Raw genomic sequence first — 25,631 nt, forward strand, 5'->3', positions numbered from 1 at the left:
GACACTCCCCTATAATCGGTGCCATGACGATTCCGTAAGGTCACCCCGTGAAAAAGACTTCTGGCAGCGCACCGGTTCAGACCCGCAGCCGCGGCATCCGAGAAACGCCCGCGGTGCGGCAGCAATCGATCATCGACGCGACGATGCGCTGCATCGCGCGCTACAGCTATTCGGAAACCACGATCGACCGCATCTGCGCGGAAGCGAAGGTGTCGCGCGGGCTGATCAACCATCACTTCCAGTCGAAAGACGAGCTGATGGCGCAGACCTACAAGCGGCTCGCGGCCGACCTGCTCGACGTGTCGCGCGCGGCCGCCGCGAACGCGACGGGCCCCGAGGACAAGCTCGACGCGATCATCAAGGTGTGTTTCGCCGCGCCGGTGTTCGCGCCGAAGAACGTGAAGGTCTGGCTCGGCTTCTGGAGCGTCGCGCACAGCGATCCGGTGATCCGCAAGGCGCACAAGGAGCTGTATGCCGGCTACCGGCAGGCGTTGAAGAAGCTGTTCGACCAGATCGCGGAAGTGCGCGGCGGCACCGTCGACAGCGAACTCGCTGCGCTGACGGTGACGGCGGTGATCGACGGCTTCTGGCTCGAACTCGCGCGCGACCCGACGTCGTTCACCGCGGAAGACGCGCTGACGAGCTGCCTGCGCGTCGTCGATTCGTTCCTGCCGCCGTCGAAGACGGCGCGCAAGCGCGCGTAACGCACACAACGCGCCGCGCCGGCAAGCCGGCGCACTCGCGCCGCAACCGGCACGACGGCCTCGCATTGCGAGGCCGTCGCATTTTCAGCCCGCGCGAATCTCGATCAGGTACGGCGCGTCGTGCGCGGCCGCTTCGCCGAGCGCACCGGCCAGCGACGCACCCTCTTCGACGCGCTGCGCGCCCCATCCATACGCGCGCGCGAGCGCGACGAAATCGGGCGTATGCAGATCCACGCCGACCGGCTCGACGCCGCCGTCGACCATCGCACGCTTGATCTCTCCGTAACCGCCGTTGTTCAGCAGTACGACGATTACGCGCGCGCGATGCTGCACCGCGGTGCCGAGTTCGGCGAGCGTGTACTGGAACCCGCCGTCGCCGGCGAGGCAGACCACCGGCCGCGATGCATCGCCGAGGCTCGCGCCGACCGCGGCCGGCAGCCCGTAGCCGAGCGAGCCGAAGCCGACCGACGCGTTGAACCAGCTGCGCGGACGCGACGCCGCGAAGCCGACGTTGCCCGCATAGACGATCCGCGTCGAATCGCCGACCAGCGCCGCATCGGGCAGCGCGTCGCGCACGCTGTCGAGCAGCGCGAGATCGCGCCGCATTTCGTCGTTCAGTTCCTGCCGCGCGGCCAAACGGCACGTCGCCGCGCGCTCGACGCCATCGCCGCGGCCTTCGCTGTGCGCCCGCGCATCGGCCGGCCATACGCGCCGCAGCGCGCGCAGCGTTTCGCCGACGTCGCCGAGCAGCGGCAGCGCGGGCACCGCGTTGCGGCACAGCTGCTGCGGATCGATGTCGATCCGCACGAGCGGCGCGGGCATCGAGAAGCTGCGCGTCGCATACAGGTCGTAATCGGTCGGGCCGAGCTCGGTGCCGAGCGCGACGATCAGGTCGCTGTCGCGCATCAGCGCGCGCACCGCGTCGCTCGACGCCGACCACGACACGCCGAGCGGATGCGCGCTCGGCAGCACGCCGCGCCCGTTGATCGTCATCACGACCGGCGCGTCGAGCGTCTCCGCGAGCCAGCGCACGTCGGCGGCCGCGTCGAGCGCGCCGCCGCCCGCGAGAATCACTGGTGCGCGCGCGGCGGCGGCCTTCGCACGCAGTGCGTCGATGCCGTCGGCCGATGCGGGGCCGGGCGTGATGCGCGGCGGCACGGTCGGCACCGACGGCAACGTGTCGGCCGGCGCCGCGAGCACGTCGAGCGGAATCTGCAGATGCACGGGGCGCGGCCGGCCGCCCGAGAACACCGCGAACGCGCGTGCGATCGCCTGCGGCAGCGCGTCGGCGCGCGGCACCGTGTAGCTGAACGCGGCGATGTTCTCCGCGAACGCATGCTGGTCCGGCAGCTCGTGCAGATGGCCGTTGCCGGAGCCGATGTCGCCGGACGCGTTGACGCTCGAAATCACCAGCATCGGAATCGAATCCGCATACGCCTGCGCCATCGACGTCGCGATGTTCGTCATCCCGGGGCCGGTGATCACGAAACACACGCCGGGCTTGCCGGTCGCGCGCGCATAGCCGTCCGCCATGAAGCCGAGGCCCTGCTCGTGGCGTGCGCTCACGTGGCGCAGCGCGCTGCCGGCGAGCCCGCGGTACAGCTCGATCGTATGCACGCCGGGAATGCCGAACACCGTGTCGACGCCGTAGGCGGCAAGCAGGTCGACCAGGTACATGCCAACTGTTTTCATGTGATTTCCATCGTTCAGGGTAAGGAGGTGGATCGCGCGCGGCCCCGCGAGGCCGTCAATGCGCGAGCCCCGGCAACAGTTCGCGCACGCCCTGCGCGAGCATCTGGAACGCGATCGCGGTCAGCACGATGCCCGACAGCCGCTCGACCAGCGTCCTGCCGATCTCGCCGAGCCGCCGGCACCACGACGCCGAGCACGCATACGTGAGCCCGATCACGCCCGCGTGCAGCACGCACGCCGCGCTCAGCGCCAGCAGGTCGGCCGGCGTATGAAAGCGCGTCGCGGTCGTGATCACGAGCGACATCACCGCGCTGCCGATCGACAGCGGGAAGATCAGCGGCACCGCGATGTAGCTGCGCCATTGCGCATATTCGAGCCGCGTGTCGCCGCCGCTGCGCTCGTCGTTCGCCGTGCCGCGCATCATCGGGATCGACCACAGGCACAGCACGAGGCCGCCCGTCAGCGTCAGCGCGCCGAGCGTGAGGCCGAGCATGCGCAGCAGGAACTGGCCGCCCCACACCGCGCCGATCATCAGCGCCGCGATCCACGCGAACAGCCTGAACGCGATCTGCCGCTGTGTCACGTCGGGAAAATGCCCGGTGACGGCCGCATACATCGGGATCGCGACGGGCGGACAGAACAGCGTCACGAGCCCGGTCAGGAACAGCAGCACGTCGCTCGACGTCAGGGTCATCGCTCGAACTCACATGCGGTCGGGTGGATAAGCAGCGCGGCGGCGACGCGGCCGGGCGCGATCAATCCTGCGTGGCGTCCTGCGGCGCGCGTTCGCGCGGCCGCATGTCGCCGTCGAAATCGTCGAGCGTCGGAAACGCCATCGGTTCGTGCCGGTCGAGCTCTGCGAGATAGGCGTCGTAGCGTTCGAGCACGGCCGCGCGCTCCGCGTCGCCGATGTACGGCACGTGATAGCCGACGAACGACGGCAGCACGTCGAAGCCTGCGTAGCCGAGCGTGCCGCGCAACACGTGGCGCAGCATCAGGTCCATTTCGCCGTGCACGCCGTCCGCACCGAACATGTAGTCGCGGCCGCCGCACGTATAGGCAAGCAGCGCGCGCTTGCCGCGCATCCCGCCGCGATCGTAGAAGCGCACGCCGCCGTACACCTTGCCCGACACGAGCACGCGGTCGATCCAGCCTTTCATGATCGCCGGCACCGAGCACCAGAACAGCGGAAAGCTCAGGATCAGCAGGTCGCACGCGGCGAGCTTGTCGAGTTCCGCGGCGATGTCCGGCGCGATCGCGTGCGCGGCGACGTTCTCGCGCTGCTCCAGCGCGTAGACGAGATAGTCGGGGTTCTTGCGCACGCCGAAATCGGCCGCGCTCGCGACCGGATTCCACTGCATCGCGTACAGGTCGGACACCGTCACGGTATGCCCCTGCGCTTCGAGCGTGCTCACCGCGCGGTGCAGCATCGACGTCGTGAACGACTGCGGTTCGGGATGGGCGTGAACGATCAGGACTTTCATGGTGCGAGTTTTCTCCGCGACGTAACGTTGAACTGCTGGATTCAGACGGACCCGGCCGCACGCTTGCGCAGCAGCGACAGGCCGATCGCGACGCAGGTCGCGACGAGCAAAAGCGTGGATACCGACGCGATCGCCGGATCGACGTTCTCGCGCATTCCGTCCCACATGCGGCGCGGCAGCGTATAGACGTTCCGGCTCGAGATGAACAGCGTGACGACGAGCTCGTCCCACGACAGGATGAACGCGAACACCGCGGCCGACAGCACGCCCGGCCGGATCGACGGCAGGATCACGTAGCGCAGCGTCTGCGCGACGTTCGCACCGAGGCTGCGCGATGCCTGCTCGATGCGCAGCCCGACGGTCGCGAGCGACGCCGAAACCGCCACCACGACGTAAGGCACCGACAGCACGACGTGCGACAGGATCGCGGCGGGGTAGCTGTCGAGCATCCCGAGTTCGCCCCACAGCCGGTAGAACGCGAGCGCCGACACGATCGGCGGCACGATCAGCGGGAACAGGATCACGCCGCGCACGAACTCGCCGCGCCGCGACGCGACTTTCCACAGCCCGATCGCGCACAGCGTGCCGAGCCCGACCGAGATCGCCGACGACACCAGCGCGATCAGCCCGCTCTGCAGGAAGCTCGACACCCAGCCGTCGTCGTCGAGCAGCACGCGGTAGTGCCGCAGCGACAGCGCGCCGTCCGGCATCGACAGGTAGTCGCTCGGCGTCAGCGAGACGGGCACCGACACGAGCAGCGGCAGCATCAGGAACAGGATCGCGGCCCACGCGATGCCGACCACGAGCGCGCGTCCTGCGGTCATTCGGGTGTTCATCGGAACCTCCTCCGTTCGGGTCAGCGCGCGCCGAACAGCTCGCGCAGGTCGACGAAGCGCGCGAGCAGCGCGAGCGCGGCCAGGATCGACGCCAGCAGCAGCGACGCGAGCGCCGCCCCGCTGCCCCAGTTCACGAGCTGCAGGATCTGCGTGCTGATGTATTCGGCGATCATCACGGTGCGGCCGCCGCCGAGTATCACCGGCGTCACGTAGAAGCCGAGCGAGAAGATGAACACGAGGATCGCCGCGCCGACGATGCCCGGTCGCGTCTGCGGGAAATACACCTTGCGGAACGTGACGAACGCGCCCGCGCCGAGCCCTTGCGAGGCGCGCGCGAGCTGCGGATCGATGCCCTTCATGTTCGCGTACAGCGGCAGCACCGCGTACGGAATCATGAAATGGATCATCCCGATCACGACGCCGACCTCGTTTCGCATCAGCGGCAGCGGCGCGTCGATCAGCCCGATGCGCAGCAGCAGCGTGTTGACGAGCCCCTGCTCGCCGAGCAGGAACAGCCACGAGAACGCGCGCACCAGCACCGACGCCCAGAACGGCACGAGCAGCCCGAACATCAGCGCCATCCGTTGCCGCGGGCCGACGTGCGCCATCGCATACGCAATCGCATAGCCGAGCGCGACCGAACACACGGTCGTGACCGCGCACACGCGCAGCGTGGTCCACAGCACGCGATGCACGCCATGATTGCCGAGCAGCCGCGCATAGTTGTGCAGGCCCGGCTCCGGCACCGTGAAGCCGAGCCACAGCACGCGCACGAGCGGATACACGTACAGCACGATCAGCACCGCGAGCAGCGGCACGACGAGCAGCCAGTAACGATCGGCCTTCGTACGGCCGAGCGGCACCGCGCCCGCGACGGGAGTAGACAGGGTATTCATGGCGTCACGCTCGCGAGGCGGCTCAGGACGACATCAGGTCGGTGTACTGCGCGAGCGTCGCTTCGTAGTGCTGCGCCCACCACTCGGGATTCACCTTGCACTGCTTTGCCCAGTTCTCCGGCGTGCCCGGGTTGTCGGCGCGTAGCGCCTGCGGCACCGCGGCGGTCGCGGCCGGCGTCACCGGCCCGTTGCCGAGCAGCGACAGCAGGCGCACCTGCGGCTCGACGCCCTGCACGAACTTGATGAACTGCCAGACGGCATCGCCCGACGGATTGTTCTTCGGCACGCCCCACACGTCGCACGACGCGAGCCCCTGCTCCCACGTATAGCGGAACCGGCCATTGCTCTCGCGCTGGATCACGTTCGCGCGCGTATGCCAGATGCACGCCATGCTGACTTCGCCGTTGCGCAGCAACTGCAGGCTGTCCGCGCCCGAATCCCACAGCAGCACGTTCGAGCGCAGTTCCTTCAGCTTTTTCAGCGCGCGCGGCACGTCGATCGGATAGACCTTGTCCTTGTCGACGCCGTCGGCCATCAGCGCGGCTTCGAGCGCGCCGCCCATCCATTTCCACAGCCCGCGCTTGCCCGGAAACTTGCCGACGTTCCAGAAATCGGCCCAGTTCTTCGGCGGATTCGCGCCGAACTTGCGCGCGTCGTAGACGAGCACGTAGCTCAGCAGGTACGACGGCACGCCGAAGTCCGATGCGAGCCCCGGCAGCGTGTTGCGGCCGACGACCGAATAGTCGATCGGCCGCAGGAAGCCCTGCTTGCCGAGCTTGATCGCCGCGAAGCCGTCGAGATCCATCACGTCCCAGATCACGTTCCGGTTCTCGACCATCGCCTTGATCTTGCCGTCCTCCGGCGACGAGTCGTAGCCCATCCGGATGCCGCTCGCCTTCGTGAACGGGTCCATGTACGCGGAGCGGAACGCCGAACGCGCTTCGCCGCCCCACGCGCTGAGCACGATTTCCTTCGGGTTCGACGCGAGTGCGTCCTTCGCGCCGAGCGACAGCAGCGTCGGCGCGATGCCGGCCGCCGCGCACAATCGCAGAAAATCGCGGCGGCGCTGCGACGTCGCCGGTTGAAGTTCGCGTGCTTGGTCGAGCAGGTCCTGCAGATGGCGGTTCGTCATGGTGTCTCCTCCAGGCTGGTCAGCGCCCGCACGCGTCTCGTCGTTTTCGGGCATCGGTGAATCGGTGAATCAGTGAATCCGTCAGTCGGTGAGTCGGCGGCGACGGCAGCTTGTGCCGCGTCGTGCGGGATGCAACGTGCGCCGCGTCAGTCGGCCGCGATCCGGCATGTCGCGTCGCGCTCCCACTGCACGAACACGTCCATGCCGCCGCGCGGCGACGCGAGCCCGCGCCATGCGGGCACGTCCGCCGTCACGCAGCCGAGCGCCGGCGTCTCGATCTCGAAGCGGTACGACGAACCGAAATAGCTCCAGTGGCGAATGCGGCCCGCAACTTCGTTGTGGGCGCCGCCGCACGACGTCGCCGACACCGCGACCTTCTCAGGGCGCAGCGCGAACAGCAGCGGCTCGTCGGGCCGCGCACCGCACGCGGGCGCGACGAAGCGCGCATCGCCGACGCGGTAATGCGTCGTCGAAGCATCGCCGCCGAGCGCGACACCTTCGATGAAATTGCTCTTGCCGAGAAAGTCCGCGACGAAGCGGTTGGCCGGCTGCTCGTAGAGCCCGTCCGGCGTGCCGATCTGTTCGAGCCGGCCGTCGCGCATGATCGCGACCCGGTCCGACATCGACAGCGCTTCCTCCTGGTCGTGCGTGACGAACAGGAACGTCGCGCCGAGCCGCTCGTGCAGCGCCTTCAGCTCGACCTGCACCTCGCCGCGCAGCTTGCGGTCGAGCGCGCCGAGCGGCTCGTCGAGCAGCACGAGATCGGGATCGAACACCAGCGCGCGCGCGATCGCGACGCGCTGCTGCTGGCCACCCGACAACTGGCGCGGCAGGCGATCGGCGAGATGGCCGAGCCGCACGAGATCGAGCGCGGCCTTCACGCGCTTCACCGCGTCGGGCCCTTTCTGCTTGCGCACCATCAGCGGATACGCGACGTTCTGCTCGACCGTCATGTGCGGAAACAGCGCATAGCCCTGGAACACCATCCCGAAGTTGCGCTTCTCGGGCGGCAGCGCGACGATGCTGCGGCCGCCGACGCGCAGGTCGCCGCTGCTCGGATGCTCGAAGCCCGCGACGATCGTCAGCAGCGTCGTCTTGCCCGAACCCGACGGCCCGAGGATCGTCAGGAATTCGCCGCGCGGAATGTCGATCGTCGTTTCGCGCAGCGCATGCACGCTGCCGTAGCGCTTCGACACGCGATCGATCTGCAGGCCCGCGCCGCTCGCCGCATGCTGCGCCGCCGCGCGTGCCGCATGCGCCCCGGTCCTGCCGTCCTCCACGCCTGCCGACGTCTCCATCACCGCGCTCATCGTGTGTCTCCTGGTCGACTCACAATTGGGTTGAACGTTCATTTAACAGAACTTATACTATGCCGAAATGCGGTCCGCAAGTAGCGGCGACCCTTGCCGGCTCTGACACCACCCCGACACACAACAACCAGGAGACAGTGATCAGCATGAGCATCGAGGACATTCGAATCGAACGGCACGACGGCGTCGTGACCCTTCGCCTGAACCGCCCGGCGAAACGCAATTCGCTCGCGCGGCCGCATCTCGACTTTCTTCGCGAGACGCTCGACGCGCTCGCGAACGATCCGGCCGTGCGCTGCGTCGTACTGACCGGCACCGGCAGCGCGTTCTGTGCGGGCGCGGACGTCGACGAATGGGCCGAGGCCGAGCGCAACGGCGAACTCGACACCTACGGCTGGACCGAGCGTGCGCACCGTTTCGTGCAGACGCTCGCGGCATTTCCGCGTCCGACGATCGCCGCGCTGAACGGCTCGACGGTCGGCGCCGGCACCGACATCGGCTTCGCGTGCGACTTCCGCATCGCGAGCACCGCTGCGACGCTGCGCTGCGGGTATACGGGCATGGGCTACAGCCCCGACATGGGCGGAAGCTGGTTCCTGCCGCGCATCGCGCGCCCCGACGTCGCACGCCGCTTCATCTTTCTGAACGAACGCTGGAACGCGCAGGATGCGCTCGCCGCGGGGCTCGTGTCCGAAGTCGTCGACGCCGACGATTTCGCGACGCACGTCGCCGCGTTCGCCGCGCGTCTGGCGCAAGGGCCGAGCGTCGCGTTCGGCCACACCAAGGCGCTGCTCGCGCAATCGCTCACGCACACCCTCGCCGAGCAACTGCGCGGCGAGCTGGCGGCCGGCGTCGCGTGCGGTCACAGCGAGGACGGCCAGGAAGCGCTTCGCGCGTCGGTCGAAGGTCGCGCACCTCATTTTGTCGGGAGATGATCGATGGATTTTTCGCTGACCCAAGAGCAGGAAATGCTGGTGACGTCGCTGCGTCAGTTCGTCGAGAAGGAACTGCAGCCTCATGAATTCGCGGTCGATCGCGCGGACGACGTGCCGCCCGAACTCGCCGACTCCATCCGCCGCAAGTCGCTCGAGCTCGGCTTCTATGCGTTCAACATGCCAGAGAGCGCCGGCGGCCCGGGGCTCGACTACGTGACGCAGGCGCTCGTCGAACGCGAGCTCGGCCGCACGAGCTGGGCGCTGCACGTGTTCGTCGCGCGGCCGAGCAAGATCCTGATGGCGTGCAAGGGCGACCAGGTCGAGCGCTACCTGAAGCCGGCCGTGCGCGGCGAGCGCGTCGACTGCTTCGCGCTGACCGAGCCGGGCGCCGGCTCCGACGCGATGGGCATCCGCACGCGCGCGGTGCGCGACGGTGACGACTACGTGATCAACGGCAGCAAGCACTTCATCAGTCATGCGGACACGGCCGACTTCGTGATCCTGTTCGCCGTCACCGGCGAGGAGGAAGTGCGCGGCCAGAAGCGCAAGCGCGTGACCTGCTTCCTGATCGACAAGGACACGCCGGGCATGACCGTGCGGCGCGGCCCGCACTGCACGAGCCTGCGCGGCTATCACCAGTCGGAGATCTTCCTCTCCGACTGCCGCGTGAGCGCCGCGCAGATCCTCGGCGAAGAGCATCGCGGCTTCGAGCTCGCGAACGACTGGCTGACCGCCGGCCGCGTGATGGTCGCCGCGAACAACATCGGCCGCGCGCAGCGCGCATTCGAGATGGCCGCCGAATGGGCCGCGACGCGTCATCAGTTCGGCAAGCGCATCGGCGACTTCCAGGGCACGTCGTTCAAGCTCGCGGACATGCAGACCGAGATCCGCGCGGCGGAACTCGTCACGCTGTACACCGCGCAGAAACTCGACCAGGGCACGATGACCGACGGCGACGCCGCACTCGCGAAGCTGCTCGCGACCGAAACGCTCGGCCGCGTGACCGATCACGCGGTGCAGATCTACGGCGGCATGGGGCTGATGGACGAACTGCCGATCGAGCGCTTCTGGCGCGATGCGCGCATCGAGCGCATCTGGGAAGGCACGTCCGAGATCCAGCGCCATATCCTGTCCAAGGAAATCCTCCGACGCTACAGCTGACGCGAATCGTCGCGCCGGCGCGTCCGGTGCGACTTCCGAAAGGACCTTTCATGACTTCCTCTCCCGCAGTCAGGGATCGCCGCGCGGCCGCCGCGGCCAATCTGCGCCGGCTGCTCGACCCGGCCAGCATCGCGTTCGTCGGCGGACGCGGCATCGCGGGCGCCGTGCAGCGCTGTCGCGATTACGGCTATGCCGGCGATATCCGGCTCGTCAATCCGAATCATGCGGAGATCGACGGCGTGCGCTGCCATGCGAGCGTCGCCGACCTGCCCGCCGCGCCGGACGCCGTGTTCGTCGCGGTGCCCGCGCGCCAGGCGATCGACGTCGTGCGCGCGCTCGCCGCACGCGGCGCCGGCGGCGCGATCGTCTATGCGTCGGGTTTCTCCGAAACGGGCGCCGACGGCGCCGCGCTGCAGCTGGCGCTGGTCGACGCGGCCGGCGACATGGCCGTGCTCGGCCCGAATTGCTACGGCCTGATCAACGGGCTGAACGGCAGCGCGCTGTGGCCGGTCGCGCATTGCGCGCCGCGCGTCGAATCGGGCGTCGCGGTGATCACGCAGAGCGGCAACCTCGCGTACAACCTGTCGATGAGCGCGCGCTCGGTGCCGTTCGCGTATCTCGCGAGCGTCGGCAACCAGGCGTCGGTCGATATCGCGCGCCTCGTCGATGCGTTCGTCGACGATCCGCGCATCCGCGCGATCGGCGTGCATCTCGAAGGGCTGAAGGACGTGCGCGCGTTCAGCGAGGCCGCGGCCCGCGCGCTCGCGCGTGGCGTGCCGATCGTCGCGCTGAAGAGCGGCACGTCGACGCTCGGCGCGCAGCTCGCGATGAGCCACACGAGTTCGCTCGCGGGCTCGGACGCGCTGTACGACGCGCTGTTCCGGCGGCTCGGCGTGATTCGCGTGAAGGACCCGGTCGGCCTCGTCGAGACGTTGAAGCTGCTCGCGATCGCAGGCGTGCCCGAGCGCCGCACGCTCGCCGCGCTGGCGACGTCCGGCGGCGATGCGGGGCTCGTCGCCGATCTCGGCGAAGCGCGCGGCATCGTTTTTCCGCCGGTCGGCGATGCCGGCCGCGACGCGCTCGGCAACGTGCTGCCCGCGTACGCGACGATCGCGAACCCGCTCGACTTCACGACCACGCCGTGGGGCGCCCCCGACAAGATGCGCGCGTGCTGCGACGCGCTGCTCGCCGATCGCCCGGGCGCCGCCGCGATGATCCTCGACTATCCGCAGGAAGCGACCGGCGAGCGGCCGCTGTGCGATATCGCCGCGGACGCGTTCGCGGCGTCCGCACGCCAGCACGGCGTGGTCGGCGCGGTGATTTCGGTGTTTCCGGACCTGACGCCGCCCGATCGTGCGGCCCGCATGGCCGCCGCCGGCATCGCGCCGCTGCAGGGGCTGGCCGACGGGATCGCTGCGATCGGCGCGGCGATGACCTACGGCGACACGCGCCGCCGCGTGCTCGACGCCGACGCGCTGAACGCGCTGCCGGTACTGCGCGCGGGCGACGGCGGCCACGGCACCGCGACGCTGCACGACGAATGGGCGAGCAAGCGGATGCTGGCCGCGCACGGGCTCGACGTGCCGCCGGCCGAATGCGTCGCGCCCGCCGATGCGCCGGCCGCCGCGCAGCGGCTCGGCTTTCCGGTCTGCGTGAAAGTGGTCAGCGATCGCCTGCCGCACAAGACCGAGGCCGGCGCGGTCGCGCTGAAGCTCGGCTCGCCCGAAGCCGTCGCCGCGGCCGTCGTGCGAATGACCGAACAGGTCGCGCGTTATGCGCCGGATGTGCACGTCGAACGCATTCTCGTCGAGAAGATGGCCGACGCGCCGCTGCTCGAGCTGATCGTCGGCGTGAAGCGCGAGCCGAATTTCGGTCTCGCGCTGGTGCTCGGCACCGGCGGCGTGCTGGTCGAACTGATCCGCGACACCGCGACGCTGCTGCTGCCGGTGCGCGAAAGCGACGTGCGCGACGCACTGCTCGGGTTGAAGCTCGGCCCGCTGCTGACCGGCTATCGCGGGCGGCCGAAGGCCGATCTCGATGCGGTCGTCGCGAATGTGATGGCGATCGCACGCTTCGCACAGGCGCATGCCGACACGCTCGTCGAACTCGACGTCAATCCGCTGCTGGTGATGGAACGCGGCGCGGTGGCCGTCGATGCGCTGGTGAGGCTCGACGCGTGATGCCGGCCTGAAAAGCGGCGGCCCGCTCGCGCGATGCGCGAGCGGGTCGCTGCCTGATTGCCAAGCCGTCCGTCGAAAACGAAGAACGATCCGCCGTTCAGATCACTTTGCCAGGATTCAGAAGTCCGAACGGATCGAATGCATGCTTGAGATGTCGCATCGCGGCGATCTCGGCGTCGCTGCGCGAACAACCGAGCCAGTCGCGCTTGTAGCGGCCAATCCCGTGCTCGGCCGACACCGAGCCGCCCGCATCGCGCACGAGCGGATACAACACCGCGTCGACGTCGTGCGCGCCCTCGCCCGTCGCATACGGCGCGGAAACGCACACATGCAGGTTGCTGTCGCCGAGGTGGCCGAAGAAGAACACGTGCGCCCCGGGCCAGCGCGCGTTCCGCGCGCGCTCGCACGCGTCGATGAACTTCTCCGTCGCGCGCGGCGGAATGCCGACGTCGAAATTGACGAGACCAGGGAGATCGTCGATCGCGAGCCCTTCGCGCACCGTCCAGAATGCCTGCGCATCGGCCGCGGTCTGCGCGAGCGCCGCATCGTCGATCAGCCCGCGTTCGAGCCAGTCGGCCAGCACCGCTTCGAACCGTTCGGCCGTCTGCACGGCATCGCCGCTCGCGCATTCGATCAGCACCTTGACGCCGCCGTCCGCCGGCAGCGGCGCGCGCATGCCGGGCGTATGCGCGCACACGTAGCCGTAGAACGCCGGCCACATCGCCTCGAAGCTCAGCAAGTCCGCGCATGCGGCACGCGCGTCGCGCAGCAGCGCGAGCGCCGCCGCCGTATCGCGCACCGCGCACAACGCGGTGGACGGCGCGGCGAGCCGCGGATGGAGCCGCAGCACGACGCGCGTGATGACGCCGAGCGTGCCTTCACTGCCGACGAAAATCTGCCGCAGGTCGTAACCCGCGTTGTTCTTCAGCATCTTGTTCAGCGAACTCAGCACGGTGCCGTCGGCCAGCACGACCTCGAGGCCGAGTACCTGCTCGCGCGTCGTACCGTAGCGGATCACGCGATTGCCGCCCGCATTGGTCGCGACGTTGCCGCCGATCTGGCACGAGCCGCGCGCGCCGAGATCGATGCCGAGTGCGAATCCCGCGTCGTCCGCTGCCTGCTGCAGCTCCTGCAGCGTCGTGCCGGCCCACGCGGTGACGGTGGCCGCGTCCGCATCGATCTCGACGATCCCCTTCATGCGTTCGAGCGACAGCACGACGTCCTGCGCACCGGGCCCGGCGCCTGCCGCGAGCCCCGTCATTCCGCCCTGCGGCACGACCGTCTGACGATACGCGGTGCAGATCGCGAGCGCGCGGCTCACGTCGTCGACGCTGCGCGGCCGCACCAACGCGCGCGGCCGCGGGCCGGCCGCTTCGCCGTAGTTCGTGAAATGACGCGCGCCGATCGCGTCGCCCACGCCGATGCAATCGGCGCCGAGTGCGTCGCGCAATGCGGCGACGACGTCGCCGTTCAAGGAAGGATCGGACATGATCGACGGGGCCGGCCGAACCCGGCCCGGGAACGAGTGAGGATCAGAAATTGTGCCGCATGCCGATGCGCGCGGCGGCCTGCGTGCGGCTCGTCGACGGCGTGAAGCTGTAGCCGATCACCGCGTCGACGCCGTTCGATGCACGCATCCAGTCGACCGCCGCATACACGTCGGTGCGCTTCGACAGCGCGTAATGCGCGCCGAGCGCGACTTCGTGCCAGTGATGACCTTCGAACGTCGTGTACTGATAGCCGGCGACGAGCGACAGCGGCACGGTCGCCTGGTACAGGCCGCCCGCTTCGTACACGCGCATCGTCGACGATTGTCCGTAGCCCTTGAACGTCGTGTTGCTGAAGTCCGCGTTCAGCGTCAGCTTGCCGAACGTGTACGACGCGCCGACACCGAAGATCGATTGCGAATCGATCGAGAACGGCGTCGAATCGTGCAGGTCGGTGACGGCGCCCGTCGCCGGGTCGACCGTCGCGACCGTCTGCCCGAGCATCGTCCGCACGCCCATCTGCGCATACGGATCGAGCGCGGCGAGCCTGCGCGGCGCGTTGAGCCGCGTGTAGTTGCCGCCCGCCGAGAAATCGCCGTGCGTGTAGCTCGCGCCCACGCTCCATGCGCTCCCGTCATGGAAGCTGCCCGCGTCGTTGCTGAACGAATACATGCCGCCGACCACGAGCCCGTGGAAGCTGTTGCTGACGAATTTCACCGCGTTCTGCAGCCGGCCCCCGCTCTGGCGGTCGAAATCGCCGAGATGCACGCCGTAGCCGCTGCCGAACGCGCTGACGTTGTACGCGGCCGTGAAGTCGAATGCGAAGTCGTACTGATTACCGAACGTCAGCGTGCCCCAGTCGTTGCCGAGCCCGACGTACGCCTGCCGCCCGAACATCGCGCCACCCTGGTTCAGCCTGCCGGTGCCGAGCCGGAAGCCGCTCTCGAGCTTGAACACCGCCTTGTTGCCGCCGCCGAGATCCTCGGTGCCCATCAGGCCGAAGCGGTTGCCGTACGACACGCCGTCGTCGAACAGGTACGCATGCGCGCCGCCCGTGTTGTTCACGTAAGTGATGCCGCCGTCGATGATCCCGTACAGCGACACGCTGCTCTGGGCATGGGCGTAGCCGTGGACCATCACCGACATCATGCCGGCCAGCAGGAAGCGCTTCTTCATTTTCGGTGTCTCCGGTTGCCGCGCACGGCGGCTCGATTTTCGTTGTGCGTGAACGCCGCCCGCCTGCTTCGCTTCGGCACCGCGGCGCTGGCGAGTATAGGTTTTGCTGAATGAATGTTCAATCGATTGACGAGAGCGGATGCACCGGTGTTTACACCCATCGGCGATTTCATTATTGAAAAAACGTTCAACCCGTCATAACATCGACCGGCAGCCCCGCGGACGACATGCGGGCCCGTTCCGAACCTCGGAGTGCACTGGATGACGACCACCCTCAGCCCCGCCGCCGAGCCGCGCCTGCGCTCGGCCTACGAAGGACAGAAGTCGCGCCCGTACGACCCGGCCGCGCCGATCGCGACGCCGCTCGAACTGCATCGCTGCATCGTGCAGCCCGAGTGGGTCGACTACAACGGCCACATGAGCGAGTCGTGCTACCTGCTCGTGTTCGGCGACAGCAGCGATGCGTTCTTCCGCTACTTCGGCATCGACGACGACTATCGCGAAGCCGGCTGCTCGATCTATTCCGCGGAAACGCACATCCGCCACCTGCGCGAAGCGATGCTCGGCGAGCCGCTGCGGCTCACGGTGCGGCTACTCGACCTGGACGATCGCCGGCTGCACGTGTTCCATTCGATGCATCACGCGACGACCGGCGCGCAACTCGCGACCGGCGAACAGCTGCTCACGCACGTGGACATGCGCGCGAAACGCTCGGCGCCGTTTCCGGACGCGATCCGCCGGCATCTCGACGCGATTCACGCCGAGCATGCGCGCGCGCCGCGCGAGCCACACGCGGGCCGTGCGATCGCGATCCGCCGCGCGGTGCCTGCCGTTTCCGCTGCTTCCGCTGCTTCCACTTCCCGCTGACCAAGCCGAACCACGACGGAGTTTTCCCATGCAGACGCACGACGCCTGGCGCAGCCGCGCCGGCCAGCTCGACATCGCTTCCCGCGCGTTCGTGGACGGCACGTTCCGCGACGCGCACGACGGCGCCACCTTCACATGCACGAGCCCGATCGACGGCCGCGTGCTCGCGCAGGTCGCGCATTGCCGCGCGGCCGACGCCGACCTCGCGGTCGCCGCCGCGCGGCGCGCGTTCGAAAGCGGCATCTGGCGCGACGCATCGCCGCGCGAACGCAAGCGCGTGCTGCTGCGCTGGGCCGCGCTGATCCGCGAGCACGCGAACGATCTCGCGCTGCTCGAAACGCTCGACACCGGCAAGCCGATCGGCGATACGACCACGATCGACATCCCGTCCACCGCGTATTGCGCCGAGTGGTTCGCCGAGGCGATCGACAAGACCGGCGGCGAAGTCGCGCCGGCCGACGCGCATCTCGTCGGACTCGTCACGCGCGAGCCGATCGGCGTGGTCGCGGCCGTCGTGCCGTGGAATTTCCCCGCGATGATCGCGATGTGGAAATGCGCGCCCGCGCTCGCGGCGGGCAACAGCGTCGTGCTCAAGCCGTCCGAGAAGTCGCCGCTGAGCGCGCTGCGGCTCGCCGCGCTGGCCGTGCAGGCCGGGCTGCCGGCCGGCGTGCTGAACGTGCTGCCGGGGTTCGGCGATGCAGGCGAAGCGCTCGCGCGGCATCCGGACGTCGACTGCATCGCGTTTACCGGCTCGACCGCGGTCGGCCATAAAGTCGCGCGCTGCGCGGCCGATTCGAACCTGAAGCGCGTATGGCTCGAACTCGGCGGCAAGTCGCCGCAGATCGTGCTGCCCGATTGCCCCGATCTCGAACGCGCGGCGCGCACCGTCGCGCATGCGGTGTTCTACAACACCGGGCAGATGTGCACGGCGGGTTCGCGCCTGCTCGTCCATCGCGCGATCCGCGACGAACTGGTCGCGCGCGTGCTCGCGATCGCGCCCGAGTATGCGCCCGGCGATCCGCTGTCGCCCGACACGCGGATGGGCAGCCTGATCGACGCCGCGCAGGTCGAGCGCGTGCTCGGCTACGTCGACGCCGGCCGCGACGAGGCGACGCTGCTCGCGGGCGGCCGGCGCGCGCGCGCCGCGAGCGGCGGCCAGTACGTCGAGCCGACCGTGTTCGACTGTCCGCGGGCCGATGCGCGGATCGTGCGCGAGGAGATTTTCGGGCCGGTGCTGGCGGTGACGGCGTTCGACGATCTCGATACGGCCGTCGCGCTCGCGAACGACACGCGTTATGGGCTCGCGGCGTCGGTGTGGACCGCGAACCTGACGACCGCGCACGAAACCGCGCGGCGGCTGCGGGCCGGCACGGTGTGGGTGAACGGCTACGAGGAAACCGACGACATGAACTTCCCGTTCGGCGGCTTCAAGGAATCGGGCAACGGGCGCGACAACTCATTGCACGCGCTGGAGAAGTACACGGAGTTGAAGTCGACGGTGATCCGGTTGCGGTGATATCCAGCAGAAACTTCATTCGAACACGTCCGGCCCGGAGCATTCATGGGCGGCGGGCTCGGTTGTCGCAGCTTCCTCGAAATCGGCATCAACCGGGCCGATCAGTGGCGTCAACCACGCCCAGCCTTGCGGCACGGGCTCGAGGATGACAGACGCGCCGTGCCGCCGAATCCGGACCTCCGTGGTATCGACGCGGAAATCCTTCGGCAAGCAAACAGCCTGCGATCCATCATGCTCGAAAATCCTGGCGGTCTCCATCTCGGCACTCCACGCATCGACAAAACGCGGATATTTTGCCGACTGTGGGTCGCGGCGGCGAGTCGTGCGGTCGACATATTGGTGATGAACGGTCGCCTCTCGGGAAATTTGCTCGCGACGGGACACACGTAGCCGTACCCAATATCGGACATTCTGGCTCCACATTCATTCCCAACAGGAAGCAATCAATCACCATCCGGCGATTCATCTCCCCGGTCGCACGTTCTAGACTATCGGATCATTTCCCCACCGGACCCACGCAATGACCGATGTCCTGCCGCTGACCACCGACCCCGAATCGGGCCTCCACTACCGGCTGCGCCCGGCCGCCGGCCGCCCCGCGGGCCGCCTGTTGCTGTTGCACGGCGTCGGCGGCAACGAAACCAACCTGCTGAACCTGGCCGGCACGATCGATCCGCGCGTCGAAATCGCGTTCGTGCGCGGGCCGCTGACGTTCGGCCCCGGCCAGCACGCGTGGTTTCCGGTGCGCTTCGGCCCGAACGGCCCGGAAATCGATGCGGCCCGCGCGGACGCGAGCCGTGTGCAGTTGATCGCGCTGCTGCGCGCGTTGCGCGCGCGGGACATCGGGAACGAACCCGCCGCCGTGCCGACCGTGATCGCCGGCTTCAGCCAGGGCGGCATCATGAGCGCGAGCGTCGGTCTCACCTCGCCGGCCGACGTCGCCGCGTTCGCGGTGCTGTGCGGGCGCATCCTGCCGGAGATCGATCCGCTGATCGCGTCCCGCGATGCATTGAGCCCGCTGCACGCGCTGGTGATGCACGGCCGCTTCGACGACAAGCTGCCGGTCGCGTGGGCGAACACGGCCGACGCGAAACTGACGGCGCTCGGCGTCGCGCACGACACGCAGCTCTATGACGCCGGCCACGAGCTGACCGCGCAGATGGCCGGCGACTTCAGCCGCTGGGTCGGCGCACGCGCCGGGTTGAACTGAGCGCACCGGGCGGTCGCCCGCCCGGGCCTGTCGTCAGACGTTGCTCGCCGGATCGGCAACGATCGGCACGCCAGCCTCGGCAGCAGCCTCTCGCGCGGCACCGCGCTTGGCCAGCTTCCAGCCGACCACCAGCGCGAGCACGACCACCGGAATCATCGCGACGGTCCACGTGCCGCCCGGGTAATCGAACGCCATCAGCACCAGCACGCTGACCAGGAACCCGAGCGTGAGCCACGACGTGAACGGCGCGCCGGGCATCCGGAACGACACGGGGCTCAGCTCGCCGCGATTGACCGCGCGGCGGAACAGGATCTGGCACATCACGATGAAGCCCCAGGTCGTGATGATCCCGAGCGACGCCATGTTCAGCACGATCTCGAACGCCTGCGCCGGCACGATGTAATTCAGCGGCACGCCGATCGCATTGACCGCGACCGTGACCAGGATCCCGCCGTACGGCACGCCGCGCGCGTTCATCCGCGACACGAAGCGCGGCGCCGAGCCGCCCATCGCGAGCGAACGCAGCACGCGCCCGGTCGAATAGAGGCCGGAGTTCAGGCTCGACAGCGCGGCGGTCAGCACCACGACATTCATCACCGTGCCGACGTACGGCACGCCGAGCTTGCTGAAGAACGTGACGAACGGGCTTTCGTGCGCGCTGTACGCGGTCCACGGCAGCAGCATCGTCAGCAGCACGACGGAGCCGACGTAGAACAGCGCGATGCGCCACATCACGCTGTTGATCGCCTTCGGCAGCACCTTGCGCGCATCGGCGGTCTCGCCGGCCGCGACGCCGACGAGCTCGATGCTCGCATACGCGAACACGACGCCCTGCACGATCAGCACCGCCGGCAGGATCCCGTGCGGGAAGATCCCGCCGTGATCCGCGATCAGGTGCAGCCCCGGCATCTGCCCGGCAACCGGATGGCCGCTCGCGAGAAACACGGCGCCGACCGCGAGGAACAGCGCGAGCGTCCCCACCTTGACGATCGAGAACCAGAACTCCATCTCGCCGAACACCTTCACGCCGATCATGTTCATCACCGACACGATCCCCAGCGCGCCGAGCGCGAACACCCACTGCGGCACGTCGGTGAACACGGCCCAGTACTTCATGTAGATCGCCACCGCGGTGATGTCGACGATGCCGGTGGTCGCCCAGTTCAGGTAGTACATCCAGCCCGCGACGAACGACGCGCGCTCGCCCATGAACTCCCGTGCGTACGACACGAACGAGCCGCTGGTCGGCCGGTGCATCACGAGCTCGCCGAGCGCGCGCATGATCAGGAAGGCGAATGCGCCGCACACGAGATACACGACGGCCAGCGCGGGCCCCGCGCTCTGCAGGCGGCCGCCCGCGCCGAGAAAGAGGCCGGTGCCGATCGCACCGCCCATCGCGATCATCTGTACGTGGCGGGGCTTCAGGTGCTGCGCATAGCCGGCTTCGTGCGACGCGAACATCGCATCGCGATCGGCGTGACGGGGGTCCGCGCCGCCGGCCGGGTCGGCCGCGCGCTCGCTGGCGTGCTTCATGGTGTGTCTCCGTTTCTTGATGTGTCGCGCCCGTCGACGGGCGCTGCGGGAACGGCCGCGCGCGGGCCGCCGGCGGCATGCGCCGGCGCCGCGCGGCCGGAATCAGTACGCGCGCGGACGGATCAGCGCTTCAGGCTGCAGCGCCTCGTCCAGTTGCGCGGCGGTCATCAGCTGGCGATCGAGCACGACTTCGCGGATCGACTTGCCGCTCGCGTGCGCCTCGGCGGCCACGGCGGTCGCGCGCTTGTAGCCGATGTACGGGTTCAGCGCGGTCGCGAGCGCGACCGACCGCTCCATCGTTTCGCGCAAGCGCTCGGGGTTCGCGGTGATTCCGCTCACGCAGCGGTCCGCGAGCGTCGTGCAGGCGGCCGTCAGGTGGCCGAAGCTGCGGAACAGCGCGCTCGCGATCACCGGCTCGAACGCGTTGAGCTGAAGCTGGCCGGCCTCGGCGGCGAAGGTCACCGTCAGGTCGTTGCCGAACACTTCGAACGCGACCTGGTTCACGACTTCCGGAATCACCGGGTTCACCTTGCCCGGCATGATCGACGAGCCGGCCTGCACCGGCGGCAGGTTGATTTCGCCGAAGCCGGCACGCGGGCCGCTCGACAGCAGCCGCAGGTCGTTGCAGATCTTCGACAGCTTGACCGCGATCCGCTTCAGCACGCCGGAGACCTGCACGAACGCGCCGCAGTCCTGCGTCGCCTCGATCAGGTTCGGCGCGGTGCTCAGGTCCAGGCCGGTGATGCGGCGCAGCGCGGCCAGCGCCTTCTCCGCGTACTGCGGATGGGCGGTGATGCCGGTGCCGATCGCGGTCGCGCCGAGATTGATCTCGCGCATCAGCAAGCCGGCTTCCTGCAGGCGCGCGATGTCTTCCGTCACCATCACCGCGTAGGTCGAGAACTCCTGGCCGAGCGTCATCGGCACGGCGTCCTGCAACTGCGTGCGGCCGAGCTTCAACAGATCCGAGAACGCGTCGGCCTTCTCCGCGAACGCATCGCGCAGGCGCGCCATCGCGTCGAGCAGATGCTCGACCGCGAAGCAGGTCGCGATCCGGATCGCGGTCGGGTAGACGTCGTTCGTGCTCTGGGCGAGGTTGACGTGCTCGTTGGGATGCAGGTATTCGTACTGCCCGCGCGCATGCCCCATGATCTCGAGCGCGCGGTTGCAGATCACCTCGTTGGCGTTCATGTTGGTCGACGTGCCGGCCCCGCCCTGAATGATGTCGACCACGAACTGGTCGTGCAGGCGGCCTTCGCGGATCTCGACACAGGCGGCGGCGATCGCGTCGCGATACGCGTGCGGCAGCAGCCCGAGCTCGCAGTTCGCGTCGGCCGCGGCTTCCTTCACCGCCGCGAGCGCCATGACGAGGTACGGTAGCGACGCGATCGTGCGCCCCGAAATGTCGAAGTTCTCCTTCGCGCGCAGCGTATGGACGCCGTAGTACGCAGACTCCGGAATGCTTCGTTTCCCTAAGAGATCCGCTTCGACGCGGAAGCCGTTTTCCGTCATGGGTGCCCCTCCTGAAATGTCTCGTGCCGCCGCGGCCAGGCGGCTGCGTTCACCGCTTCCCCGTGCGACGGGATCGCATTCTATGCCTTTGCATAAAGAAGCTCGCCTCTGTATTATCGAAAGCGGTTTTGCGTGGGACGCAACAGCGAGAGACGAATGAAAACAATGGCAAGAGACACCGGCATCGATCACCTCGGCGCGATGCGCGCGTTCGTGCGGGTCGTCGAAATGGGGAGTTTTTCCGCGGTCGCGAAGGAGATGCACGTGTCGACGTCCACCGTCGCGCGCAAGATCACGGCGATCGAGGACGCGCTCGGCGTCGCGCTGCTGCATCGCTCGACGCACAGCGTGACGCTGACCGAGGCCGGCCACATCTACCTGGAACGCGCGGTCACGCTGATCGCCGATCTCGACGACACGCTGCGCGTCGTCGCCGAGCTCAATTCGCAGCCGAGCGGCCCGCTGAAGCTCACCGCGCCGGTCGGGTTCGGCCGCCGCCACCTCGCGCCGCTGATCGCGCCGTTTCTCGCGCGCTACCCGACGATCCAGCTCGACGTGCGGCTCACCGACAACCACAACGACCTCGTCGCCGGCGGCTTCGACCTCGACATTCACGAGGGCGAGAACTACCTGGACAACCTGGTCGTCCACCGGTTGTCGCGCAACGACAGCATCCTGTGCGCGACGCCCGGCTATCTCGACCGCTGCGGACGCCCCGCGACGCCGGACGATCTCCGGCATCACAACTGCCTGCGCTACGTGCACCCGGAAGGCGATCCGCGCTGGGAGCTCGTGCGCGGCGACGCGCGGCACAGCGTGCTGCCGGCCGGCAACCTCGTCACCGATCACTCGGAACTGCTGCTGGATGCGACCTGCGCGGGGCTCGGCATCGCCGAATTCGAGATCTGGCTGGTGCGCGACCTGCTCGCGAGCGGCCGGCTCGAAGCCGTGCTGCCGCGCTACCGGCTGCAGAACAAGCTGACGGGCGACTACATCTACATCGCGTATCTGTCGAACCGGCGCAGCTCGGCGAAGCTGCGCGTGCTGAAGGACTTCCTCATGGAGCACCTCGCGCACATCGGCGAGCTGTCGGAAGTCGAGCTGGCGAAGATTCGCGACGCGGGCGCGTAGCGGTTGCCGTCGCGCCGGCCGGCAACGCGGCGCCGCTGCGCACCGCGGCCCGCGGCACCGGTGCGCCGACGCCCGTCAGGCCGGCTGCAATTCGAACGGGAACGTCGCGTGCCCGATCTCGACACCCTGCGTGTTCAGCATCCGCGGCCGGTGGAACGCGGCGAGCCGCGCGCGCTGCGCGTCCGTGCCGATCTGCAGACGCTCGAGCAGTTCGCTGACCATCATGTACAGCACGTCGATGTTGCCGTCCTCGATCTTCACCGAGAGGCCGAGCGCGCCGTCGGCGCCGAGCGCCCGCGTGCGCGCCGATGCGCGTACGCCGATCCCGTAGCACGCATCCGCACCGAGCTTGCCGACGACCTGCCCTTCGAACGCATCCATCAGCACCGTGCAATAGCGCCCTTCTCCGGCGACCAGCTCCGGATGGGCCGTCATCGCATGATGAATGTGCGCCAGCGCGCGCACGCGACCGGCCGCCGCGGCGCCGCCGGCTGCCACCGTATCCGCGCCGTCGGCCAGCGACGCGTAAAGACGCGCGAGGCGATCGAGCGGGAACGCCGGCGTCGGCAGGTTGCAGCCGTCGATCGCCCAGTCGACCTCGTCGTCGCGCAGGCCGCACGCGTTGGCGACCACCTGTTTCACGCGCACCTGCATCGGATGCTCCGGCAGATGATAGTCGGCGATCGCGGCGCCGATCGCCCGCGCGCCGGCCAGCATCCCGACATGCTTGCCCGAACAGTTGCTGCAGACGCCGGTCGGCGTGTAGTCGCGCTTGATCCACGACCGGTACACCGCGTCCGACAGCGGCGCATGCCCGCCGCACCGCAGATCCGACTCCTGCGCGTCGACCTTCTCCAGCATCGCCCGCGTGCGCGCGATGTGCCGCTCCTCGCTGCTGTGCGACGCGCACATCAACGCGATGTCCGCGTCGTCGAAACCGAACCGCTCGGGCGCGCCCGTCTCGATCACGGACAGCGCCTGGGCCGGCTTCGCCGCCGAGCGCGCGAGCGTCATCCGGTACGGATCGCCGAGCCGGAACAGCAGCTTGCCGCCGGCATCCACCACCGCCACGTCGGCGACGTGTTTATTCTCGATCGCCTTGCCGCGGTACGTCACGACCGCTGCGCGTTGGGTGTCCATCTGTCTTGTCTCCTTCGTCGGGGCCTGAATGCCGGGGCCCGTGCAACCGGTACGGCAGTGTATCGAGTCTGCCGCCGGGTCGAGCCGGTCGGCCGGTGGAAAGTGGTATTGCGCCGGATGCAAAGCCGTCGGCCCCCACGAAAACCTGACAGATTCAGTACACGGAGCCTTCGATCGCCAGCAGCGCGAACGTCGCGAGCCAGTGCTCGCCCATGTAATCGCCGGCCACGTGCGCGAGCGCGCTCGCGAGATGCCGGTCGGCCGCATCGAGCAGCCTCGCGTGCCGTGCATCGTCTGCCGGCAGCGCGCCGGCCAGCGCGCGCTGGCACCACGCGCGGCTCAGGTTCAAGCCGTCCAGATGCGCGATCTTGCCGTCGCTGCGGTCGCTGACCGTCGCCGGCACGAACAGCGTCGCCGGCTCGCCGCGCGCGAGATCCGGCAGGAAACGCGCGAACCAGCCGTCGAATTCGGCCGCCGGCAGCACGCGCCGCATCAGCTCCGCCTCCATCAGCGCGGGCGACAGGAACTCGTCGCCCGACGGCTCCCACGCCTGGCACGCGACATCGTTCAGGTGCCAGCGTTTCGCGGTATCGACGATCAGCGCCGCGAGCCCGTCGCGCTGCGTCGCGCGCGCGAAGTCGAGTGCGAGCGCCAGTGCGAACGCGGTGTTGAAGTGCGTGCCGACCCGCAGCGGATAGGTCGCCTTCGGCAGGAAGGTCTCGAAGCGCGCGACGAACAGGTCGGCGAGCGGCGCGATCGTCTTCGCCCAGCGGGCGGCCTGCGGCACCACGCCCTTCAGCGCGAGCCGCTCCAGCTGCGCGGACAGCGCCAGCAGCCACGCCCATCCGTACGGCCGCTCGAAGCCGCTGTTGTGCGGCAGCGCGAGATACGCGCGTTCGCCGGCGACGTTCGCGTCGGTGAAATGCGCGTCGACGACGGCGATGATCCGCTCGGCTTCCGCCAGCGCCGGATAGCGTTCGAGCACGCGCAGCACGAGCCAGTAGCCGTGCACGCACGAATGCCAGTCGTAGCTGCCGTAGAAGATCGGGTGCAATGCGCGCGGCCCCTGCACGTCGTGCGGGCCTTCGAGCGAATGAGTGAGCCTGTTCGGATATTCGCGGGTCAGGTGCGCGAGCGCGAGCGACGCGAATTTCGAGGCGAGTTCGGGGGTCAGTCGGTCGGTCATGGGCATCTCGTCAGAAGCGGAATACGAACGCGTACATCAGCAGCGTGTTGACGGCCAGCAGCAACACGGCGGTCGGCCACTGCGCCTTGATCACGCCGTTCTTGTCCTTCAGTTCGAGCAGCGCGGCCGGCACGATGTTGAAGTTCGCGGCCATCGGCGTCATCAGCGTATCGCAGAAGCCGCTCGGCATCCCGATCGCGCCGAGGATCGCATCCCGCCCGCCAGCCCCGTCGCGAGGCCCGCGATCGTCGCCACCAGCAGCGCGTTGAAGCGCAGCGCGAAACCGATCACGACGATCGGCACGCCAATCAGCACCAGCATTGCTCCTCCTTGTGTTGGATGCGCGGCGCCGTGACGACGTGCCGCCCGCCCGGTTTCGACCGGGTTCAGGCCGCAAAATCCAACACCAGATTTTATCGATAAAAAGTCGACAATTTAAGGCTTCGGCTAAACGTTGAAACCGGTACTACCGTGCGCCGGCCTTGTGCCTGCCGTATGTCAGCCGTGTGCCAGAGGTGTGTCAGCGGTGTTTCGACCGTGTGCGGC

Annotated in this window: 22 protein-coding genes and 2 pseudogenes; 8 read left to right on the plus strand and 16 right to left on the minus strand. The window is 68.6% G+C overall.

All coding sequences use genetic code 11. From position 1 onward, the window contains the following. Positions 1-47 precede the first annotated feature (47 nt). The gene (locus PL79_RS34210; RefSeq protein WP_235879373.1) at positions 48-704 is read left to right on the plus strand and encodes a TetR family transcriptional regulator C-terminal domain-containing protein; all 657 of its coding nucleotides are present in this window, start codon (positions 48-50) and stop codon (positions 702-704) included. A gap of 84 nt (positions 705-788) precedes the next feature. On the opposite strand, the gene PL79_RS34215 is transcribed toward PL79_RS34210, so the two are convergent. The 7 genes from PL79_RS34215 to PL79_RS34245 form a co-directional block, all read right to left on the minus strand. Next, positions 789-2,396 carry a 5-guanidino-2-oxopentanoate decarboxylase gene (locus PL79_RS34215; protein ID WP_044843931.1) on the minus strand — a complete coding sequence of 536 codons (1,608 nt, stop codon included), beginning with the start codon at positions 2,394-2,396 and terminating at the stop codon, positions 789-791. 55 nt (positions 2,397-2,451) lie between these two features. Then, the gene (locus PL79_RS34220; protein WP_044843930.1) at positions 2,452-3,090 is read right to left on the minus strand and encodes a MarC family protein; all 639 of its coding nucleotides are present in this window, start codon (positions 3,088-3,090) and stop codon (positions 2,452-2,454) included. A 61-nt stretch (positions 3,091-3,151) separates the two neighbouring features. Further along, positions 3,152-3,880, minus strand: coding sequence for an NAD(P)H-dependent oxidoreductase (locus PL79_RS34225; protein WP_044843929.1), 729 nt, complete (start codon positions 3,878-3,880; stop codon positions 3,152-3,154). Between the two features lie 41 nt (positions 3,881-3,921). Continuing rightward, entirely contained in the window at positions 3,922-4,716 is a 795-nt protein-coding gene (locus PL79_RS34230) for an ABC transporter permease (protein ID WP_044843928.1), read from the minus strand. Between the two features lie 20 nt (positions 4,717-4,736). After that, a complete protein-coding gene (locus PL79_RS34235; RefSeq protein WP_044843927.1) occupies positions 4,737-5,612 on the minus strand; it encodes an ABC transporter permease in 876 nt (291 codons plus the stop codon). 22 nt (positions 5,613-5,634) lie between these two features. After that, positions 5,635-6,744, minus strand: coding sequence for an ABC transporter substrate-binding protein (locus tag PL79_RS34240; RefSeq protein WP_044843926.1), 1,110 nt, complete (start codon positions 6,742-6,744; stop codon positions 5,635-5,637). A gap of 146 nt (positions 6,745-6,890) precedes the next feature. Next, positions 6,891-8,054, minus strand: coding sequence for an ABC transporter ATP-binding protein (locus tag PL79_RS34245; protein WP_044843925.1), 1,164 nt, complete (start codon positions 8,052-8,054; stop codon positions 6,891-6,893). A 146-nt stretch (positions 8,055-8,200) separates the two neighbouring features. Between PL79_RS34245 and PL79_RS34250 the strand changes: the two genes are divergently transcribed. Genes PL79_RS34250 through PL79_RS34260 form a run of 3 tightly spaced genes read left to right on the plus strand, consistent with a single transcriptional unit; the run spans position 8,201 to position 12,330 of the window. Next, the gene (locus PL79_RS34250; RefSeq protein ID WP_044843924.1) at positions 8,201-8,989 is read left to right on the plus strand and encodes an enoyl-CoA hydratase/isomerase family protein; all 789 of its coding nucleotides are present in this window, start codon (positions 8,201-8,203) and stop codon (positions 8,987-8,989) included. A 3-nt stretch (positions 8,990-8,992) separates the two neighbouring features. Continuing rightward, positions 8,993-10,150 carry an acyl-CoA dehydrogenase family protein gene (locus PL79_RS34255; RefSeq protein ID WP_044843923.1) on the plus strand — a complete coding sequence of 386 codons (1,158 nt, stop codon included), beginning with the start codon at positions 8,993-8,995 and terminating at the stop codon, positions 10,148-10,150. Positions 10,151-10,200: 50 nt separating this feature from the next. Further along, on the plus strand, positions 10,201-12,330 hold the full coding sequence (locus PL79_RS34260; protein ID WP_044843922.1) for an acetate--CoA ligase family protein: 2,130 nt from the start codon (positions 10,201-10,203) through the stop codon (positions 12,328-12,330). 97 nt (positions 12,331-12,427) lie between these two features. Here PL79_RS34260 and PL79_RS34265 read toward each other — a convergent pair whose 3' ends face one another. Beyond that, positions 12,428-13,819, minus strand: coding sequence for an FAD-binding oxidoreductase (locus PL79_RS34265; RefSeq protein ID WP_044843921.1), 1,392 nt, complete (start codon positions 13,817-13,819; stop codon positions 12,428-12,430). Positions 13,820-13,862: 43 nt separating this feature from the next. Further along, positions 13,863-14,993 (minus strand): porin, encoded by a 1,131-nt coding sequence (locus PL79_RS34270; RefSeq protein ID WP_044843920.1) that lies wholly within the window; start codon positions 14,991-14,993, stop codon positions 13,863-13,865. 261 nt (positions 14,994-15,254) lie between these two features. Between PL79_RS34270 and PL79_RS34275 the strand changes: the two genes are divergently transcribed. Both PL79_RS34275 and PL79_RS34280 read left to right on the plus strand, forming a co-directional pair. Next, complete coding sequence (locus tag PL79_RS34275; RefSeq protein ID WP_044843919.1) at positions 15,255-15,860, plus strand: thioesterase family protein; 606 nt, start codon at positions 15,255-15,257, stop codon at positions 15,858-15,860. A gap of 28 nt (positions 15,861-15,888) precedes the next feature. Then, positions 15,889-17,376, plus strand: coding sequence for an aldehyde dehydrogenase (locus PL79_RS34280; RefSeq protein ID WP_044843918.1), 1,488 nt, complete (start codon positions 15,889-15,891; stop codon positions 17,374-17,376). A 15-nt stretch (positions 17,377-17,391) separates the two neighbouring features. Here PL79_RS34280 and PL79_RS34285 read toward each other — a convergent pair whose 3' ends face one another. Beyond that, positions 17,392-17,634: an antitoxin gene (locus tag PL79_RS34285; RefSeq protein WP_044843917.1), complete on the minus strand. Its 243-nt coding sequence runs from the start codon at positions 17,632-17,634 to the stop codon at positions 17,392-17,394. Positions 17,635-17,896: 262 nt separating this feature from the next. Between PL79_RS34285 and PL79_RS34290 the strand changes: the two genes are divergently transcribed. Further along, positions 17,897-18,586, plus strand: a complete 690-nt coding sequence (locus tag PL79_RS34290; protein ID WP_044843916.1) for an alpha/beta hydrolase — start codon at positions 17,897-17,899, stop codon at positions 18,584-18,586. A gap of 33 nt (positions 18,587-18,619) precedes the next feature. Here PL79_RS34290 and PL79_RS34295 read toward each other — a convergent pair whose 3' ends face one another. Next, positions 18,620-20,119 carry an amino acid permease gene (locus PL79_RS34295; RefSeq protein ID WP_044843915.1) on the minus strand — a complete coding sequence of 500 codons (1,500 nt, stop codon included), beginning with the start codon at positions 20,117-20,119 and terminating at the stop codon, positions 18,620-18,622. 102 nt (positions 20,120-20,221) lie between these two features. After that, entirely contained in the window at positions 20,222-21,628 is a 1,407-nt protein-coding gene (aspA, locus tag PL79_RS34300) for an aspartate ammonia-lyase (protein WP_044843914.1), read from the minus strand. 156 nt (positions 21,629-21,784) lie between these two features. On the opposite strand from aspA, the gene PL79_RS34305 reads away from it, so the two are divergent. Further along, on the plus strand, positions 21,785-22,759 hold the full coding sequence (locus PL79_RS34305; RefSeq protein WP_044843913.1) for a LysR family transcriptional regulator: 975 nt from the start codon (positions 21,785-21,787) through the stop codon (positions 22,757-22,759). 75 nt (positions 22,760-22,834) lie between these two features. Here PL79_RS34305 and PL79_RS34310 read toward each other — a convergent pair whose 3' ends face one another. The 4 genes and pseudogenes from PL79_RS34310 to PL79_RS34325 form a co-directional block, all read right to left on the minus strand. Further along, the gene (locus PL79_RS34310) at positions 22,835-23,899 is read right to left on the minus strand and encodes an asparaginase (protein WP_044843912.1); all 1,065 of its coding nucleotides are present in this window, start codon (positions 23,897-23,899) and stop codon (positions 22,835-22,837) included. A gap of 154 nt (positions 23,900-24,053) precedes the next feature. After that, positions 24,054-25,085 (minus strand): DUF2891 domain-containing protein, encoded by a 1,032-nt coding sequence (locus PL79_RS34315; protein WP_044843911.1) that lies wholly within the window; start codon positions 25,083-25,085, stop codon positions 24,054-24,056. Positions 25,086-25,095: 10 nt separating this feature from the next. Beyond that, positions 25,096-25,305 (minus strand): annotated as a pseudogene (locus PL79_RS34320) (5-oxoproline transporter, DUF979 family subunit); the annotation flags it as partial. Beyond that, positions 25,296-25,406 (minus strand): annotated as a pseudogene (locus PL79_RS34325) (5-oxoproline transporter, DUF969 family subunit); the annotation flags it as partial. The pseudogenes PL79_RS34325 and PL79_RS34320, both read right to left, overlap by 10 nt. Positions 25,407-25,631 lie beyond the last annotated feature (225 nt).

It is taken from the genome of Burkholderia sp. USMB20 (genome assembly GCF_000949135.2).
In the GTDB taxonomy this organism is placed as follows: domain Bacteria; phylum Pseudomonadota; class Gammaproteobacteria; order Burkholderiales; family Burkholderiaceae; genus Burkholderia.

What these genes read in the sequence shown, in the direction of transcription:
- PL79_RS34260 (WP_044843922.1), top strand. Translation starts at nt 10,201, where the DNA reads ATGACTTCCTCTCCCGCAGTCAGGGATCGCCGCGCGGCCGCCGCGGCC.
- PL79_RS34240 (WP_044843926.1), bottom strand. Translation starts at nt 6,744, where the DNA reads ATGACGAACCGCCATCTGCAGGACCTGCTCGACCAAGCACGCGAACTT.
- PL79_RS34235 (WP_044843927.1), bottom strand. Translation starts at nt 5,612, where the DNA reads ATGAATACCCTGTCTACTCCCGTCGCGGGCGCGGTGCCGCTCGGCCGT.
- PL79_RS34225 (WP_044843929.1), bottom strand. Translation starts at nt 3,880, where the DNA reads ATGAAAGTCCTGATCGTTCACGCCCATCCCGAACCGCAGTCGTTCACG.
- PL79_RS34310 (WP_044843912.1), bottom strand. Translation starts at nt 23,899, where the DNA reads ATGGACACCCAACGCGCAGCGGTCGTGACGTACCGCGGCAAGGCGATC.
- PL79_RS34290 (WP_044843916.1), top strand. Translation starts at nt 17,897, where the DNA reads ATGACCGATGTCCTGCCGCTGACCACCGACCCCGAATCGGGCCTCCAC.
- PL79_RS34215 (WP_044843931.1), bottom strand. Translation starts at nt 2,396, where the DNA reads ATGAAAACAGTTGGCATGTACCTGGTCGACCTGCTTGCCGCCTACGGC.
- PL79_RS34265 (WP_044843921.1), bottom strand. Translation starts at nt 13,819, where the DNA reads ATGTCCGATCCTTCCTTGAACGGCGACGTCGTCGCCGCATTGCGCGAC.
- PL79_RS34230 (WP_044843928.1), bottom strand. Translation starts at nt 4,716, where the DNA reads ATGAACACCCGAATGACCGCAGGACGCGCGCTCGTGGTCGGCATCGCG.
- PL79_RS34245 (WP_044843925.1), bottom strand. Translation starts at nt 8,054, where the DNA reads ATGAGCGCGGTGATGGAGACGTCGGCAGGCGTGGAGGACGGCAGGACC.
- PL79_RS34275 (WP_044843919.1), top strand. Translation starts at nt 15,255, where the DNA reads ATGACGACCACCCTCAGCCCCGCCGCCGAGCCGCGCCTGCGCTCGGCC.
- PL79_RS34295 (WP_044843915.1), bottom strand. Translation starts at nt 20,119, where the DNA reads ATGAAGCACGCCAGCGAGCGCGCGGCCGACCCGGCCGGCGGCGCGGAC.
- PL79_RS34255 (WP_044843923.1), top strand. Translation starts at nt 8,993, where the DNA reads ATGGATTTTTCGCTGACCCAAGAGCAGGAAATGCTGGTGACGTCGCTG.
- PL79_RS34305 (WP_044843913.1), top strand. Translation starts at nt 21,785, where the DNA reads ATGAAAACAATGGCAAGAGACACCGGCATCGATCACCTCGGCGCGATG.
- PL79_RS34315 (WP_044843911.1), bottom strand. Translation starts at nt 25,085, where the DNA reads ATGACCGACCGACTGACCCCCGAACTCGCCTCGAAATTCGCGTCGCTC.
- PL79_RS34270 (WP_044843920.1), bottom strand. Translation starts at nt 14,993, where the DNA reads ATGAAGAAGCGCTTCCTGCTGGCCGGCATGATGTCGGTGATGGTCCAC.
- aspA (WP_044843914.1), bottom strand. Translation starts at nt 21,628, where the DNA reads ATGACGGAAAACGGCTTCCGCGTCGAAGCGGATCTCTTAGGGAAACGA.
- PL79_RS34285 (WP_044843917.1), bottom strand. Translation starts at nt 17,634, where the DNA reads ATGGAGACCGCCAGGATTTTCGAGCATGATGGATCGCAGGCTGTTTGC.
- PL79_RS34280 (WP_044843918.1), top strand. Translation starts at nt 15,889, where the DNA reads ATGCAGACGCACGACGCCTGGCGCAGCCGCGCCGGCCAGCTCGACATC.
- PL79_RS34250 (WP_044843924.1), top strand. Translation starts at nt 8,201, where the DNA reads ATGAGCATCGAGGACATTCGAATCGAACGGCACGACGGCGTCGTGACC.
- PL79_RS34220 (WP_044843930.1), bottom strand. Translation starts at nt 3,090, where the DNA reads ATGACCCTGACGTCGAGCGACGTGCTGCTGTTCCTGACCGGGCTCGTG.